This is a genomic window from Pseudonocardia sp. DSM 110487 (genome assembly GCF_019468565.1).
Taxonomy (GTDB): Bacteria; Actinomycetota; Actinomycetes; order Mycobacteriales; family Pseudonocardiaceae; genus Pseudonocardia.
In genome coordinates this window covers 5,696,954-5,711,847 of the sequence record NZ_CP080521.1, presented here as the reverse complement: position 1 = coordinate 5,711,847, position 14,894 = coordinate 5,696,954, and the positions used below count along the sequence as shown (strand labels likewise).

At 72.9% G+C, this 14,894-nt stretch carries 17 protein-coding genes; 11 read left to right on the top strand and 6 right to left on the bottom strand.

What is annotated here, in order from left to right; all coding sequences use genetic code 11:
• Positions 1-4 precede the first annotated feature (4 nt).
• Positions 5-631 (bottom strand): TetR/AcrR family transcriptional regulator, encoded by a 627-nt coding sequence (locus K1T35_RS26620; protein WP_220254554.1) that lies wholly within the window; start codon positions 629-631, stop codon positions 5-7.
• On the opposite strand from K1T35_RS26620, the gene K1T35_RS26615 reads away from it, so the two are divergent.
• On the top strand, positions 630-2,201 hold the full coding sequence (locus K1T35_RS26615; protein ID WP_370645142.1) for an MFS transporter: 1,572 nt from the start codon (positions 630-632) through the stop codon (positions 2,199-2,201). The genes K1T35_RS26620 and K1T35_RS26615 overlap by 2 nt on opposite strands.
• 40 nt (positions 2,202-2,241) lie before the next feature.
• On the top strand, positions 2,242-3,846 hold the full coding sequence (locus tag K1T35_RS26610; RefSeq protein WP_220254552.1) for a peptide chain release factor 3: 1,605 nt from the start codon (positions 2,242-2,244) through the stop codon (positions 3,844-3,846).
• Between the two features lie 5 nt (positions 3,847-3,851).
• On the opposite strand, the gene K1T35_RS26605 is transcribed toward K1T35_RS26610, so the two are convergent.
• On the bottom strand, positions 3,852-5,048 hold the full coding sequence (locus tag K1T35_RS26605; RefSeq protein WP_220254551.1) for a hypothetical protein: 1,197 nt from the start codon (positions 5,046-5,048) through the stop codon (positions 3,852-3,854).
• On the opposite strand from K1T35_RS26605, the gene K1T35_RS26600 reads away from it, so the two are divergent.
• Positions 5,036-5,482 carry a hypothetical protein gene (locus K1T35_RS26600; RefSeq protein ID WP_220254550.1) on the top strand — a complete coding sequence of 149 codons (447 nt, stop codon included), beginning with the start codon at positions 5,036-5,038 and terminating at the stop codon, positions 5,480-5,482. The two genes, K1T35_RS26605 and K1T35_RS26600, sit on opposite strands and share 13 nt — an antisense overlap.
• Before the next feature lie 155 nt (positions 5,483-5,637).
• On the top strand, positions 5,638-5,901 hold the full coding sequence (locus tag K1T35_RS26595; protein WP_220254549.1) for a hypothetical protein: 264 nt from the start codon (positions 5,638-5,640) through the stop codon (positions 5,899-5,901).
• A 553-nt stretch (positions 5,902-6,454) separates the two neighbouring features.
• Here K1T35_RS26595 and K1T35_RS26590 read toward each other — a convergent pair.
• Both K1T35_RS26590 and K1T35_RS26585 read right to left on the bottom strand, forming a co-directional pair.
• Positions 6,455-7,099, bottom strand: a complete 645-nt coding sequence (locus tag K1T35_RS26590; protein ID WP_220254548.1) for a hypothetical protein — start codon at positions 7,097-7,099, stop codon at positions 6,455-6,457.
• Positions 7,100-7,128: 29 nt separating this feature from the next.
• Positions 7,129-7,797, bottom strand: coding sequence for a hypothetical protein (locus K1T35_RS26585; RefSeq protein ID WP_220254547.1), 669 nt, complete (start codon positions 7,795-7,797; stop codon positions 7,129-7,131).
• A 71-nt stretch (positions 7,798-7,868) separates the two neighbouring features.
• Between K1T35_RS26585 and K1T35_RS26580 the strand changes: the two genes are divergently transcribed.
• The 7 genes from K1T35_RS26580 (at position 7,869) to K1T35_RS26550 (ending at position 13,408) form a co-directional block, all read left to right on the top strand.
• Positions 7,869-8,471 carry a TetR/AcrR family transcriptional regulator gene (locus tag K1T35_RS26580; RefSeq protein WP_220254546.1) on the top strand — a complete coding sequence of 201 codons (603 nt, stop codon included), beginning with the start codon at positions 7,869-7,871 and terminating at the stop codon, positions 8,469-8,471.
• Between the two features lie 239 nt (positions 8,472-8,710).
• Positions 8,711-10,609, top strand: a complete 1,899-nt coding sequence (gene uraD / locus K1T35_RS26575) for a 2-oxo-4-hydroxy-4-carboxy-5-ureidoimidazoline decarboxylase (RefSeq protein ID WP_220254545.1) — start codon at positions 8,711-8,713, stop codon at positions 10,607-10,609.
• Positions 10,606-11,088, top strand: a complete 483-nt coding sequence (uraD, locus tag K1T35_RS26570) for a 2-oxo-4-hydroxy-4-carboxy-5-ureidoimidazoline decarboxylase (protein ID WP_220254544.1) — start codon at positions 10,606-10,608, stop codon at positions 11,086-11,088. Before uraD (K1T35_RS26575) ends, uraD (K1T35_RS26570) begins: the two co-directional genes overlap by 4 nt.
• Entirely contained in the window at positions 11,085-11,405 is a 321-nt protein-coding gene (gene uraH, locus K1T35_RS26565; protein WP_220254543.1) for a hydroxyisourate hydrolase, read from the top strand. Before uraD (K1T35_RS26570) ends, uraH begins: the two co-directional genes overlap by 4 nt.
• A 3-nt stretch (positions 11,406-11,408) precedes the next feature.
• Positions 11,409-12,254: a factor-independent urate hydroxylase gene (pucL, locus tag K1T35_RS26560; RefSeq protein WP_220254542.1), complete on the top strand. Its 846-nt coding sequence runs from the start codon at positions 11,409-11,411 to the stop codon at positions 12,252-12,254.
• A gap of 110 nt (positions 12,255-12,364) precedes the next feature.
• A complete protein-coding gene (locus K1T35_RS26555) occupies positions 12,365-13,186 on the top strand; it encodes a helix-turn-helix transcriptional regulator (protein ID WP_220254541.1) in 822 nt (273 codons plus the stop codon).
• Positions 13,187-13,207: 21 nt separating this feature from the next.
• Positions 13,208-13,408 carry a DUF397 domain-containing protein gene (locus K1T35_RS26550; protein WP_220254540.1) on the top strand — a complete coding sequence of 67 codons (201 nt, stop codon included), beginning with the start codon at positions 13,208-13,210 and terminating at the stop codon, positions 13,406-13,408.
• A gap of 87 nt (positions 13,409-13,495) precedes the next feature.
• On the opposite strand, the gene K1T35_RS26545 is transcribed toward K1T35_RS26550, so the two are convergent.
• A complete protein-coding gene (locus K1T35_RS26545; protein WP_220254539.1) occupies positions 13,496-14,017 on the bottom strand; it encodes a GNAT family N-acetyltransferase in 522 nt (173 codons plus the stop codon).
• Positions 14,014-14,877: an alpha/beta fold hydrolase gene (locus tag K1T35_RS26540; protein WP_220254538.1), complete on the bottom strand. Its 864-nt coding sequence runs from the start codon at positions 14,875-14,877 to the stop codon at positions 14,014-14,016. Before K1T35_RS26540 ends, K1T35_RS26545 begins: the two co-directional genes overlap by 4 nt.
• Between the last annotated feature and the right edge of the window lie 17 nt (positions 14,878-14,894).

Below are 14,894 nucleotides of genomic sequence, written 5' to 3'. Positions count from 1 at the left end.
CCCGTCACGCGTGGGCGTGGTGGGTTTCGGTGAGCGCCCGGCTGTGGGCGACCAGTCGCGGGTAGTCGACGGCGATCCCGGACAGCAGCGCCTCCACCGCCTGCTGGACTTCGTGGTCGGTGGTCGTGGCGTGCCCGAAGAGGGCGCGGTAGTGGACGACGGACGAGAGCATGTCGAGCACGAGGCCGCGGTCGATATCTGCGCGGAGGTCGCCGCGCGCTACCGCGCGCTCCAGCATCTGCCCGACGGCGGCGCGCGGCGGGTCGAAGAGGGTGGCGAGGAACGCGACGCGCAGCTCGGGGACCGCGGCGCAGTCGGCGAAGAGCGCAGCGAGCACGCCCGGCCGGATGCGCCGGAAGGCCACGAGGAAGACGCGGATCCCCTCGTCGAGGTCGCACAGCGTGCACCCGGTGTCCGGCGCCGGTGAGTCGCCGAGCCGGGACGCGAGCGCGGCCAGGGCGAGGTGCTGGCGGGTGGGCCAGCGCCGGTAGATCGCCGGCTTGGTGGCCTCGGCCCGCCGCGCCACCTCCTCGATGGTGAGGCGCCCGTAGCCGGCCTCGTCGAGCACGGCGAGCGTCGCCTCGAGCACGGCGGCGTCGATCTGGGGGTTCCGTGGGCGGCCGGTGGGCATGGCGTCCAGCCTAACCTTCTGTTACGTTCCGGCATGGAACGAAAGGAGTTTGTCGATGACCGCGACCGACCCCGTCCGCGCCGGGCGCCGCGAGTGGACCGCACTCGGCGCGCTCGTGCTGCCCACGCTGATCATCTCGATGGACCTGGTCGTCCTCATCCTCGCGACGCCCGCGCTGAGCGAGGCGCTGCACCCCAGCGGCACGCAGCTGCTGTGGATCACCGACGTCTACGGCTTCCTCATCGCCGGATCGCTCGTCACGATGGGCACCCTCGGCGATCGCATCGGCCGCAGACGGCTCCTGCTCGCGGGGGCCACCGCGTTCGGGCTGGCCAGCCTGCTCGCGGCGTTCGCCCCGACCGCCGAGCTGCTGATCCTCGCCAGGGCGCTGCTGGGGATCGCGGGCGCTACCCTGATGCCGTCCACACTGGCGCTGCTGCGCAACCTGTTCGTCGACGAGGCGCAGCGCCGGTTCGCGATCGGGCTGTGGGTCACCAGCTTCTCGGCCGGCACCGTGGTCGGCCCGCTCGTCGCCGGTGTGCTGCTGCAGCACTTCTGGTGGGGCTCGGTGTTCCTGCTGAACCTCCCGGTGATGGTGGCCCTGCTGATCGTGGGGCCGCGGCTGTTGCCCGAGGTCCGCGACCCCGCGCCGGGACCGTTCGACCTGCCGGGCGCCGCGCTGTCGGTGCTCGCCCTGCTGGCGCTGATCTACGGCGTGAAGCGGGTCGCCGAGGCCGGCGCCGACCCGACGGCGCTCGCCGCACTCCTCGTGGGCGCCGCCGTCGGCGTGGTGTTCGTCCGCAGGCAGCGCCGGATCGCACACCCGTTGCTCGACGTGGGGCTGTTCCGCTCGGTGCCGTTCCGCACCTCGGCGATGATCAACATCCTGATCGGCGTGGTGCTGGCGGGCATCTTCCTGTTCGTCGCCCAGTACCTGCAGCTCGTGCTCGGGATGAGCCCCCTCGAAGCCGGCCTGTGGACGATCCCGCCGACGGCCGGGATCATCGCCGGGTCACTGCTGGCCCCGGTGCTGGTGCGGCGCATCCCCGCGCCCCGGGTGGTGAGCGGCGGCCTGGCCGTCGCGGCCGTCGGGCTGCTCGTGCTCGCGCAGGTCGGCAGCGAGCCGGACCTGGCACTCGTCGTCACGGGCCTGACGGTGCTCGGGATCGGCGCGGCACCGGCGTCCACGCTGAGCGTCGACCTGATCATCGGCTCCGCGCCGCCGGAGCGGGCGGGCGCCGCGTCCGCGGTCTCGGAGACCGGCAACGAGCTGGGCAATGCGCTCGGCATCGCGCTGCTGGGCAGCGTCGGCGTTGCGGTCTATCGCGGCGCGATGGGGGGCGGCCTGCCGGTCCAGCTGTCGTCGGAGGAAGCGGCCGCTGCCGCCGACACGTTGGCGGGCGCATACGACGCCGCGGCCGGGCTGCCCGCGGCAGCCGGGGCCGAGCTGATGGCTGTGGCCACCGAAGCGTTCGTCGCGGGGATGCAGCTGGCTGCCTGGGTGGGCGCAGCGTTGGCGCTGGCCGCCGCGCTCGCGGCTCCGGCCTTGCTGCGGCGCGCGTCGCACTGACCGCGAGCGCGAACGGCGGGCGGATTAGGCTGGAGGCCTGATGTCAGAGGTCCTTGCTGAGCCGGCCCGGGTGCCGGCCGAGGCGCGACGGCGCCGCACGTTCGCCGTGATCAGCCACCCGGACGCGGGCAAGTCCACCCTCACCGAGGCGCTCGCGCTGTACGCCGAGGTGATCGACACGGCGGGCGCCGTCCACGGCAAGGCCGGCCGCCGCGGCGTCACGTCGGACTGGATGGAGATGGAGCGCAAGCGCGGCATCTCCATCACGTCCGCTGTGCTGCAGTTCGGCTACCGCGACTGCGTGATCAACCTGCTCGACACCCCAGGCCACGGCGACTTCTCCGAGGACACCTACCGGGTGCTCGCCGCCGTCGACGCCGCGGTGATGCTGCTCGACGCCGCGAAGGGGCTCGAGCCGCAGACGCTCAAGCTGTTCGACGTCTGCCGCTCGCGGGGGATCCCGGTTCTCACGTTCGTCAACAAGTGGGACCGGCCCGGCCGGGAGGCCCTCGAGCTGCTCGACGAGGTGGAGCAGACGATCGGGCTGCGCCCGATGCCGCTCACGTGGCCGGTGGGCATCGCAGGTGAGCTGCGCGGGCTGGTCGAGGTCGCGACGGGGGAGTTCACCCGGTTCTCCCGCACCGCGGGCGGGGCCACCCGGGCCGAGGCCGAGCCGGTGCCCGAGGCGGAGATCGCCGCGGCGGAGCCGGAGTTCTGGTCGGCGGCGCAGGACGAGATCGCGCTGCTCGCCGAGATCGGTGCCGGGTTCGAGGAGAAGGACTTCCTCGCCGGCATCGCCACGCCCGTTCTCTTCGGCGCCGCGCTCACGGGCGTCGGCGTCGCCCGCCTGCTCGACGCGCTGGTCGACCTCGCGCCCGCCCCCGAGCCGCGCGAGGACGCCGACGGCAACCCGCGCCCGCTGGAGGCCCCGGCCTCCGGCCTGGTGTTCAAGGTGCAGGCAGGCATGGACCGCGCCCATCGCGACCGGATGGCGTTCGTGCGGATGTGCTCGGGCCGGTTCGAGCGCGGCATGGTGCTCACGCACGCCGCCACCGGCAGGCCGTTCGCCACCAAGTACGCGCAGGCGGTGTTCGGCCAGCAGCGCACCACCGTGGAGGAGGCGTTCCCCGGCGACATCGTTGGCCTCGTCAACGCGGGCGCCCTGCGGCCGGGTGACACCCTCTACTCCACCGACCCGGTGCACTTCCCTGCGATCCCGAGCTTCGCGCCAGAGCACTTCGCCGTGGTGCGCGGCGCCGACTCCGGCGCCTTCAAGCAGTTCCGCCGCGGGATCGAGCAGCTCGACAGCGAGGGCGTCATCCAGGTGCTCGTCTCGGACCTGCGCGGCGACCAGGCCCCGGTGCTCGCCGCGGTCGGGCCGCTGCAGTTCGAGGTGGTCACCTCGCGGCTGGAGTCGGAGTTCCGCGCGCCCGTCACCCTGGAGCACCTCGGCTACACGGTCACCCGCCGCACCGACGAGGCAGGCGCCGAGCTCCTCAAGGGACAGAGCGAGGTCGAGGTCCTCACCCGCCGCGCCGACGGCGCCCTGCTCGCGGTGTTCAGCAACAAGTGGCGGATGGAGACCGTGCGCCGCAAGTTCGAGGACCTGGTGCTTGAGCCGTTGCCGGCGGGCATCGTCCGCTGACCGGGTCAGGCGCGCAGGAACCAGTGCGGCCCGACCGACCAGCCGAGGAACCGGCGCCCTGGCCCGTCCCGGCCGAGCCGGCCCTCGTCGAGAACGTGGGTGATATCGGCCGCCACCTCCTCGACCAGTGGCATCGGGAGCTGGGCCCGGTTCGCGAGCGTGCCCAGCTCCCGCACGAGCGGGTTGGGCAGGATCGCCTGCGGGAAGGCGTGCAGCGCGAGGAGCGTGGTGCGGCGCAGGGCCTCCCGGGCGGGGGCGGCCGTGTCGGGCTGCCGGGTGCGCAGCGGCTCGAGCGCCGCGATCCACGGCAGCTCCTCGAAGCGGATCTGGTGTTCCAGGTTGAGCAGCATGAGGCTGCGGCGGCGCCGGAACGCCGCGTAGCACTGGGCGTAGAGCGTGCCGAGGCGCGCATCGGCGAAGCTCGCCGCCGCGAGTCCCGCCGTCATCTGCGGTACGAGCGTGGCCAGCACCTCACCCGAGGTGATGAGATCACGCTCCACCAGCTCCTCGACCGTGCCCTCGAGCGCCCGTGCCACCTTCGCGACCAGTGGCGCCGGTATCGGATGCCCCTCCGGGGCGTCCGTCGCCTCGTCCCGGGCGACGTCGCCGACGACCGGTTCGAGCGCCGGGATCCCGCCGTCCCGCGGGTACCGGTCGAGGCGCCGTGCGAGCACCCGGGCCAGCTCGGCGTGCGTGGGGTGGGCGGCGTCGGCGGCCTGCATCGCGCGGAAGGCCGCGCGCCGCTCGGTTCCCGGCGCGCCGTGCGCCGTGATCGTGGCGGCGAGGGTGAAGCGGATCCGGCTCTCGTCGCCGCGCGTCAGGGCTCGCCCGTCGGCGCCGCATCGCTCCACCGCATTCCGCAGCCGGAAGAAGTTGCTCCGCGGCCGCCGGTGGGCGCCGGACAGGTGATGCTCGGTGCTCGCGGCGCGGTAGTCGGCCAGCCACCGCTTCCGCCGCTCGCGCCAGCCCGCTGGCTGGATCCGGCACGGCCGGCCACCGGTGATCGCGCCGGAGTCGAGCGCGGGCAGGTCCCCCTCGACCGTCTCGCACCACAGGGCGACCAGGCGGTCGTAGAGCGGGTGCCACACGCGCAGGGTCTCCTGCATGGCGGCGATCTGCGCGGGCACCCGGACCGCCCACAGCGCGCCGACGACGGCGCCCACGTTCTCGAGTCGCACGAGGGAGCCCGGTGGGCGGGGCACTGGGACAGCCTCCGCTGGCCATCCTGGTCATGGTGCCGTCCGTCAGCGTGCACACCCACGATGAGCATCCCCGCGCCGAACCGGTCGACCTCATCGTCTCGTCGCTCCTGCGGTGGGGCTTCGCCCTTGTCACCGGGATCGAGTTCGCCGATCTCTCGGCGCTCCCGCTGCTGCCCCACTGGCAGGTCCAGCAGTCCCGCAGCGGGCGGCTGCTACAGATCCGCGAACCCGGCGGAGTCTTCTACGACGGCGACCTCCACGACGCCCCGGAGGGCTGGCACATCGGCCTGCGGCAGCGCGGCTACGTCGCGATGCTCGTAGGGAGCTCAATCCAGCTCGACTCGGGCGACCGCGCGGCCCAGCTTCATGCCGCCGGCCTCCGCGGTGACGTCGTCGGCGCACGACTGCCACTGGCAGCGAGCCGGAGCCGGTAGCCACCCCGGGAAGATCAGCGCGCTGATGGCAGGCTCGGCGACGTAGGCCGGCGGTGTGGGCTGCCGTACGCAATGATCATCATGGTGATCACTAAGCTCGCGCCGAGGCGTCGCCGGGCGCCGACCACGACGAGGGAAGCGGGGTGGGTGGCGGCATGACACACGCCGAGTTGGCGAAGCGGCTGGGCCGGATGTGGGGCGTGCTCGCGCTCATTGGCTTCGTCATGTCGGCCATCGTGACGCTCGCCTGGTGGGACGCACAGGTGAACCATCTTTCCGGTGGGCCTCGTGGCTCTTTCGATGACGGGCAGATGTTCCCGTGGTACCTCGTCGGGCCGGGGGTGCTGTTCGGCACGTATGCGCTGGTCCAGCTCGTCGGAGTGAGGCGGCGCGCACGCTTCGCGCGGGGGTCGTCGTGAGCGCCGTCAGCGATCCGGGCCGGGCGCGACCGCTTCCCGGAGCGCCGCCATCGCCGACGGCCGGTCCGGGTGGGGGGCCGGCCGAGGTGGGCGAGGCGTAGCTCTCCGGGGTGCCGTTGTGGCGCACCCGGGCTCTGCTCCGTTCGTGGTGGGACGCCGAAGCATGCCCACGCGCGCTGGAGTGGGCGATGCATCACCACCCCGACCGGCCGGATCAGCACTGCGGCGATCTCCTGCGCGGTGCCCGGGACCCGCTGCGGGTCTTGGGCGCACGCCTGCGCCCCTGGCGAGGACGACTTCACGAGCTGCCTGCGGCGCTCGTCGGCGTGCCGGGGAACTACCTCCTCCGCCGCCCGCGCGAGGCGTCAAGGAGCCAGCCCAGCGCACCTCGGCAGGACGAGTTCGTCCCGGCGACGAGCGAGGCCCGTCGTGCGCAGCTTCGCGCGCAGTTCGCGGCCGAGCGGGGCACCCGCAAAGCAGCTCCCAGAACGTCGTCGATTCACGACACCCAGCCACCCCGGTGAGCCACACTGGCGCGGCGGCGGTACGTGGCTCAGGACAGGAGGACCCCGATGAGCATCGGCGGCGATGGGCCGGATCCCACTGAGCTCACAGCCGCGCTTGAGGACGCCATCAGGATCTGGGCGTTGCCCGCCATCATTGAGGACCCGGCCTGCCAGCGCGGGGTCATGCGCAGCCGGTGCATGTGCGGCCACAGCTCGGCCACGAGGTCGAGGGCGGCCTCGTCGTGCCCGGCGTCGAGCAGCAGGGCGACCACCGGCAGCGCGGCGTCCTCCGGGAGCTCGATGTCGTACTCACCGGCGTTGAGCGCGGCCATCAGCTCGGCGTGGCCGCTGTCGCCCAGGTGCCAGAGGTTGAGCCGCTCGCGGTGGGTGCGCCCCGGCGCGTCCGCGGGCAGCGCCGCGACCCGGGCCGCCTCGTCGTCCCGTAGCGGTGCCTCGGCGAGCAGCCGGCCGGTCGCGAACCCGCCGTCCACCACCTCCGGCGTGACCCACACGGGAGTGTCCGCGATCGGGGCGCGGGAACCGATGCACAGAGTGCCGTCGCTCATGCCCCGAAGGACGGCCTCCCACTGCGCGACCTTCGCGTGCGTCCGTTCGTCGTCCGTCGCGCGCCGCAGCGCGCGCCCCAGCTGTGCCCAGGCATAGCCCGGTGACGCGGCCTGCTCGTCGCTCACGTGCCCCCCTGCCACTTGATCACGCCAGGTTAGGGGAGCGATGTGGCCGCGGACCAGCGGCGCAGCACCGCGGTACCTGCTGCCAGCAGCCCCGCTGCCAGCAGCGCGACGCCGAGCGGCGCCAGGATGCCGAACCGTAGGCCGACGTCGGCACTGACCTCGACGCCGGGGCTGCCGTCGGCGTTCATGACGACCGCCGACCACGCCCCGCGCTCCTTGCTCCAATGCAGTGCCTGGGTTCCGTCGCCGCTCGTGGTGGCCACCCAGAACGGCTGCGCAGCCGGTACGGGACCCGGCCCGCCCGGCGCGCGGTCGAACCGCACGGTGAACGGGTCGAGCTGGAAGCCCGCCATCCGGTCGTGCGCCACACCTCGCAGGTAGGCCTCGACCTCGGCCTTCGGCCCGATGCCGACGAACAGCGCCCTCCCCAGCTCGGTCGGCGTGGCCCGGATGCGCACCTCGCCCAGGTCTCCGACGTCGGTCGGGGAGTCGCCCGGCCGTCCCGCCTCCACGAGGATCTCGTCGGTCACCAGGGCCGACGTCGGGGTCGAGAACGTCGCGGTCGAGGTGCTGAAATAGCCGCCCTCCGCCTCCTGCGCGGCGTGCGCGCCGAGCGCGGCGATCCCGGCCAGTGTGAGTACGGCCGCCAGCACGGTGACGATCACGCGTCCCGCCCGGCGCGCCACGGCGTCCGGCATTGCTCCCCCTGTCGGTAGTAGCACAGTCGTGCTAGTTCCGAGACGATAGCACGGCTGTGCTAGAAAGGGTCGTGCCGCGCATCGTGGAGCCGTCCACCCGTCGAACCGACGTCGCCGAGGCGGTCTGGCGCGTCGTGCGCCGCGACGGCCTGGAGGGCGCCTCGGTCCGTGCCGTCGCCGGCGAGGCGGGCCTGTCGATGGGGTCCTTGCGCCACTACTTCCCGAGCCAGTCGGAGCTGCACGTCTTCGCGATGCAGCAGGTCACCGACCGCATCCGCGCCCGGGTCGAGGCGCTGCCCGCCACGGGGGACCCGCGGCGCCGGGCCATCGGCGTCCTCGAGGAGATGCTCCCCCTGGACGCGGATCGGCGGGCCGAGTCGGAGGTCTGGCTCGCCTTCACCGCGCGAGCCATGGTCGACCCCGCGCTCAGGGCGCTCCGGGACGCGGGCTGGGACCTGCTGCGCGAGGTCTGCGAGAACCTGGTCCGCCGCTTCGCCGACGCCGGCGTGCTGGCGCCGCATCTCGACGTGGATGCGGAGGCGGCCCGGCTGCACGCGCTGGTCGACGGCCTGCTCGTGCACGGCGTGCTGCGCCCGGCCCGCGCGGACCCCTCGACGCTGCGCCAGGTGCTCGCGCGTCATCTCGACAGCCTGGTTTCCTCGGTGGTCGAGTAGGGTCGGCGCCCCAGCGCCGGACCGTATCGAGACCACGAGCCCCGCGACCGGCATGTGATCTCGATACGCGCCGGCCCTGGCGGGCCGGCGCTACTCGACCACCGGGAAAGGGGCTGGCGGATCGCACAAGTCGCCGGCCCGGGTCGCCGAGCTGTTTCGTCGGTTCCGTGGGTGTCCGCCGCCACACCGGGGCGGCGATCGTGGTCCCGTCCCCGCCGCCGCGCACAGCGAGGTGCACCATGCCGCGACGTACCCATCCCGTCGACGAAGTTCTGCCAGCAGGCAAGCTCGCCGTGTACGGGTTCCAGCACGTGCTCGCGTTCTACGCCGGCGCGGTGATCGTGCCGATCCTGCTGGCAGGTGCGATCGGCCTGTCCGACCGTGAGCTCATCCACCTGATCAACGCCGACCTGTTCACGTGCGGGATCGCCTCGATCATCCAGGCCGCCGGGTTCTGGAAGATCGGCGTGCGGCTGCCGCTGCTGCAGGGCGTCACGTTCACCGCCGTGTCGCCCATGATCGCGATCGGGCTCGCGGCGGGTGGCGGGACCGACGGGCTGCTCGTGATCTACGGCGCCGTGATCGTCGCCGGGCTCGCCACGTTCCTGATCGCGCCGTTCTTCGGTCGCTTGATCCGATTCTTCCCGCCGGTCGTCACCGGGTCGGTCATCCTGATCATCGGCCTGGCGCTGCTGCCGGTGGCCGCGCTGGACGCCGTCGGCGGCGGGTCCGACCCGCAGCCGGGCAACCCGCGGTACCTCGCCTACGCCCTCGGGACGCTCGCCGTGATCGTCGCGATCCAGCGGCTCTTCCGCGGGTTCATGGCCACGGTCGCCGTGCTCATCGGGCTGGTGCTCGGCACGGTCGTGGCGTGGCTCCTCGGCGACGCGCACTTCGACGCGGTCGGCGATTCGGCCTGGCTCGGTGTTACCACCCCGTTCCATTTCGGGTGGCCTCAGTTCAGCTTCGCCGCGATCGTGTCCATGATCGTGGTCATGCTCATCACCGCGGTGGAGACCACCGGGGACGTGTTCGCCACCGGCGAGATCGTCGACAAGCGCGTCGGGCGCGAGGACGTCACCCGCGCCCTGCGCGCCGACGGCCTCGCCACGACGATCGGCGGCGTCCTCAACTCCTTCCCGTACACCTGCTTCGCCGAGAACGTCGGCCTCGTGCGGCTGACCCAGGTCAAGAGTCGCTGGGTGGTGGTCGCGGCCGGCGGGTTCATGATCGCCCTCGGGCTGCTGCCGAAGGCCGGGGCCGTCGTCGCCGGCATCCCGCACCCGGTGCTGGGCGGGGCGGCGCTGGCGATGTTCGCGACGGTGGCGGTGGTCGGCATCCAGACGCTCGCCCGCGTCGACTTCCACGACCACCGCAACGTCGTGATCGTCGGCACGAGCGTCGGGCTCGCCATGCTCGTCACCGCCCAACCGGACGTGGCGACCGCGGTGCCCGGCTGGGCGCAGATCGTGTTCGGCTCCGGCATCACGCTGGGCAGCCTCACCGCGATCGTGCTCAACGTGGCGTTCCACCACGTCGGCCGCGGCCGCGGGCCGGCCGTGGCGGGCGCGCCCGGCGCAGGGGCCGTGCGGCTCGAGCAGGTCAACCGGATGAGCCGCGACGAGTTCGTGGCCACGTTCGGGCGCCTGTTCCAGGGCAGCTCGGACATCGTGGGCCGCGCCTACGACCGGCGGCCCTTCGTCGACACGTCGAACCTGCGCGCCGCGTTCCAGGAGGCGCTCTTCTCCGCGCCGGCGCAGGAGCAGAGCGCCCTGATGGCCGCCTATCCGGACCTGGGGGCCGACCGGGTGGCCGACGGCGAGGAGGGCGAGGACTCCGCCCGTGACCAGGCGAGCGCAGGCCTCACCCGCCTCGCCGACGAGGACCACGCCGAGTTCGCGGAGCTGACCGCGGCGTACCGGGAGCGGTTCGGGTTCCCTCTGATCGTGTGCGTGCGCGACTCGGGCTCCCGGGAGCGGGTGCTCGCCGAGGGCCGGCAGCGGCTGGCGAACTCCCCGGCCCAGGAGCACGCCGCGGCGCTGATCGAGATCGCGAAGGTGGCCAACCACCGCTTCGCCAACCTCGTTGCGAACGCCAACCCGATCGCCACCGCGCGCACGAGGGCGTTCGGCGGATGAAGCTCGACGAGTGGAACGCCCTCGACGCCGCCGACGCGGAGCGGGAGCTGCGCCTGGTGTGCGCCGCGCCCCGCTGGGCGCGGGAGGTGGTGGCGAGCCGGCCGTATCCCGACGTGGCGTCGCTGCAGGCCACGGCCGAGGTCGCGCTCACCGACGCCGACCTGGACGAGGCGATGGCCGGCCACCCGCGGATCGGCGACCGGAACGCGGGTGGCGCGTCGCGGCGCGAGCAGAGCGGCGTGGCCGGTGCCGACGCGGCCCTGCTGGCCGCGCTCGCCGACGGCAACCGCGCGTACGAGGAGCGCTTCGGGCACGTCTACCTGGTGTGCGCCACCGGCCGCAGCGCGCAGGAGATGCTCGACATCCTGCGCGCCCGCCTCGGCAACGACCCCGCCACCGAGCGGGCCGTGGCGCTCGCCGAGCTGGCGGCGATCAACCGGCTGCGCATCGCGCGCCTGTTCGCGGAGGATGCCGCATGACACTTTCGACGCATGTCCTCGACGCGTCCCGCGGAACGCCGGCCACCGGTGTCGCCGTCCGGCTCGCGACCACGGACGGCCACGAGCTCGCCTCCGCCGTCACCGACGCCGACGGGCGCGTCCGGGAGCTCGCCGCCGAGCTCCCTGCTGGCGACTACCGCCTCACGTTCGCCACGGGGGAGTACTTCGCGGCGAACGGGCAGAAGGGTTTCTACCCCGAGGTGGTGGTCACCTTCACCGTCACCGACCCGGGACAGCATCATCATGTGCCGCTGCTGCTGTCCCCGTACGCCTACTCGACCTACCGCGGGAGCTGAAAGATGGGCATCGTCCTCGGCGCCAACCAGTACGGGAAGGCGGAGAACCGCCTCGTCCGGATCTACCGGGAGACCGCGCGGCACGAGATCCGCGACGTCACCGTGTCCACCGCGCTGCGCGGCGACTTCGCCGACGCCCACCTGCACGGCGACCAGGCCAAGGTGCTGCCCACCGACACGCAGAAGAACACCGCCTACGCGTTCGCGAAGGAGCACGGGCTGCGCGCGATCGAGGAGTACGCGCTCACGCTGGCCCGGCACTTCGTCGACGACGTGGAGCCGGTGCGCGGCGCCCGGATCTCCGTGGACGAGCACGCGTGGGAGCGCGTGCCGGTCGGCGGCGAGGGCCACGACCACACGTGGGTACGCCGCGGCCCCGAGGTGCGCACCACCGTCGTCGACGTCTCCGACGAGGGCACCGAGGTCGTCTCCGGCCTGCGCGACCTGGTGCTGCTGAAGTCGACCGGCTCGGAGTTCCACGGCTTCCTCACCGACCGCTACACGACCCTCCCGGAGACCGACGACCGGATCATGTCGACCGCCCTCGTCGCCCAGTGGCGGTATTCGGGGCTGGATGTCGACTGGGACAAGACCTGGGCGGACGCCCGGCGGATCCTCCTGGAGAAGTTCGCCACCGTGCACTCGCTCGCCCTGCAGCAGACGCTGTGGGAGATGGGCCGCGGCGTGCTCGAGGCACATCCGGAGATCGCCGAGATCAGCCTGCAGGCGCCCAACAAGCACCACTTCACCGTGGACCTGTCGCCGTTCGGCCTGGAGAACCCCAACGAGGTCTTCTACGCAGCCGACCGCCCGTACGGGCTGATCGAGGCGACGGTCACGCGCTCCTGACCCGATCCGCAGGGAAGCGCGGGAGCGGGATTCCCGCTCCCGAGTTCTCGCGTGCCACGATGCGTGATCGAGTCGGAGCGGGGGGTCACGTGGGGTGGCACGAGGGATCCGTGGTCAGGCGGCGGATGCTGGCCAAACAGCTGAAGCTGCTGCGCGAGCAGGCCGGGCTCACGCTGGAGGAGGCGGCGCCCCAACTCGATTTCTCGGTGAGCAGGCTGAGCCGCATCGAGAACGCCCAGGTCCGCATCGACGTGCACTGGGTCCGGGGGATGCTCGACCTGTACGACGTCGGCGGCGATCGGTGGACCGAGCTAGTGGAGCTGGCGCGGGAGTCCAACCAGCCCGGGTGGTGGAAGGCCTACGGACTTGGGGACACCAGCTACGTCGCCTTCGAGACGGAGGCGACGCGCGTGCAGATCTTCGGCCTCGGCTACGTCACCGGACTGCTGCAGACCGCCGACTACGCCCGAGCGCTGATGGTCGCCGTGCCGGTGGAGCGCACCGCGGAGCAACTCGACAACGAGGTCGCCGCGCGGGTCTACCGCCAGCAGCGGTTGACCTCGGCGGACAACTCCCTGGAGCTGGTGACTGTGATCGACGAGTCCGCCCTTCACCGGACCGTGGGCGGACCCGATGTCCTGCGAGCGCAGCTCGAGCATCTCGCCAGGCTCGCCGGGCTGGACACGGTGACGCTGCACGTCCTGCCGGCATCGGCAGGCGCGCACGCCGGGCTGGCTTCGGGGTTCACGATCCTCAGCTTCGCGGATCTTGGCGAACCGGAAATGGCCTACGTCGAGCACTCTCTGGGTTCCATGATTCTCGACAAGGCCGGCGATGTGGCGCGGGCTAAGGTTGCCTTCGAGCGTGTGCTGTCCGCCGCGCTCGACCCGACCGAGTCCCTGTCGCTGGTGCGCAGGCTGGCTGGGGGGTGAGCCCGTCCGAAGGAGAAGGCCGTGGGTGACGACGAGCTCCGCTGGTTCACGAGCAGCTTCAGCGGCGGCAGCGGCGAGGGGTGCGTCGAGGTGGCATTCCTGTCCGGCGTGGTGGCGGTGCGCGACACCAAGGACCGCACCCTGGCCCCGCACCGCTACTCGACCAACTCGTGGGCGGAGTTCCTGTCCGGCGTCCGGGCGGGCGAGTTCACCCGGCACTGACGTCGCCGCCTCGGATGATCATTCCGAGACGATCATGAGCGTCGCTCGGGCGGCGTTGGTGTGCTTCTCGGCGCGATCATGGGCAGGTCAGCGGATCAGGTCCGCCAGCAGGTCCTCGTGCGTCACGGTCCAGGCCGCCGGGCCGATGGCGGCGACGAACTGCACCGTCTCCCCGTCGAACCAAGGCCGAGCCCATGGCAGGACGTTGCGGGCGAGCCGCTGCATCGCCACGTTCTCCGGCAGGATCGAGCCCCGCAGCTCCGTGTAGCCGATCTCCTCGGCGAGGGCGGCGACGGACGTGAGCAGCCGCCTCCCGATCCCGCGCCGCTGCCAGGCGTCCACCACTGCCACGGCGACGTCGGCGGTGCCGTTCCCCGCGCCGAAGACCTGGGCGATGCCGATCGGCCCGAGATCGCGGGCCTCGGCGACGACGGCCGCGTGGCGGATGCCGTCGATGTCGACCAGCCGGGCCCGCACCGACTCGGGCAGGCGCGGCACGGGGGAGTGGAAGCGCAGGTAGCGGCTTCGCGGGGACAGGCCCGCGAAGACGGCGTCGACGGCGGCCTCGGCCCGGGCGCGGTCCAGCGGCTGGACGACGGGGGCGCTCATGCCGGCCGCCGGGCGCTGCGTGCGTCGGTCACGAACCGGACGGCCTCGTCGATCACACCTGCGTCGCGGAGCAGCCTGCGGTGGCCGAGGCCCTCGGTCTCCAGAAGCCGGGCGCCGGGCCATGCGTCGGCGATCGCGCGGCCGTGCTCGGGCTCGACCTCCCGGTCCTGCGCGTCGTGCACCACGAGCGTGGGCGGCACGGGCGTCGAGCGGTGCAGGGACGGGACGTGGAACGCCTCCCACGGCAGCCCGACACGTCTCACCACCGCCCGCTCCAGTCCGGCCCGCACCCGCGGACCCGCGCCGAGCTGCCGCACGAAGTGGTCGAGAACCCAGCGCGGGTCCGCCGCCGGTGCGAGCAGCACGAGCGACCGGGGCCGCAGCCCGCCCCGCACGGCGTGGGCGGCGACCGACGCGCCCATCGAGTGGGCGATCACCGCCTGCGGCGTGCCGTGCTCGGCGACCACGGCACGCATCGCGTCGGCGAGCTCCGGGATCGCGGTCGAGCTTGGCCCGTAGGAGCCTGCGGGTGAGGCGCCGTGGCTGGGCCCGTCGAAGGCGATCACCCGGAGCCCGGCCGCGACCAGCGGCGCGACGAACCCGCCCAGCTGCTCGGACCGCCCGCCCCAGCCGTGCACGAGGTAGACGGGCTCTCCGGTGCCCCAGGTGATCGCGTGCAGAGTCCGTCCGTGCAGCTCCACCGGTGCGGCCGTGCCCGGCGGGAGCGCGGGCAGCCGGTCGCGCGGGATCGGCGGTGGGATCGTGAACCACGCCCTGGTCGCGAGCCGGACCGCGACGGACGGGGCCCAGTGCTCGCCCCACGTAATGATACGAACGATCGTGCTTTTTTTCGGCGACACGTGTGCGATCCCTCCGG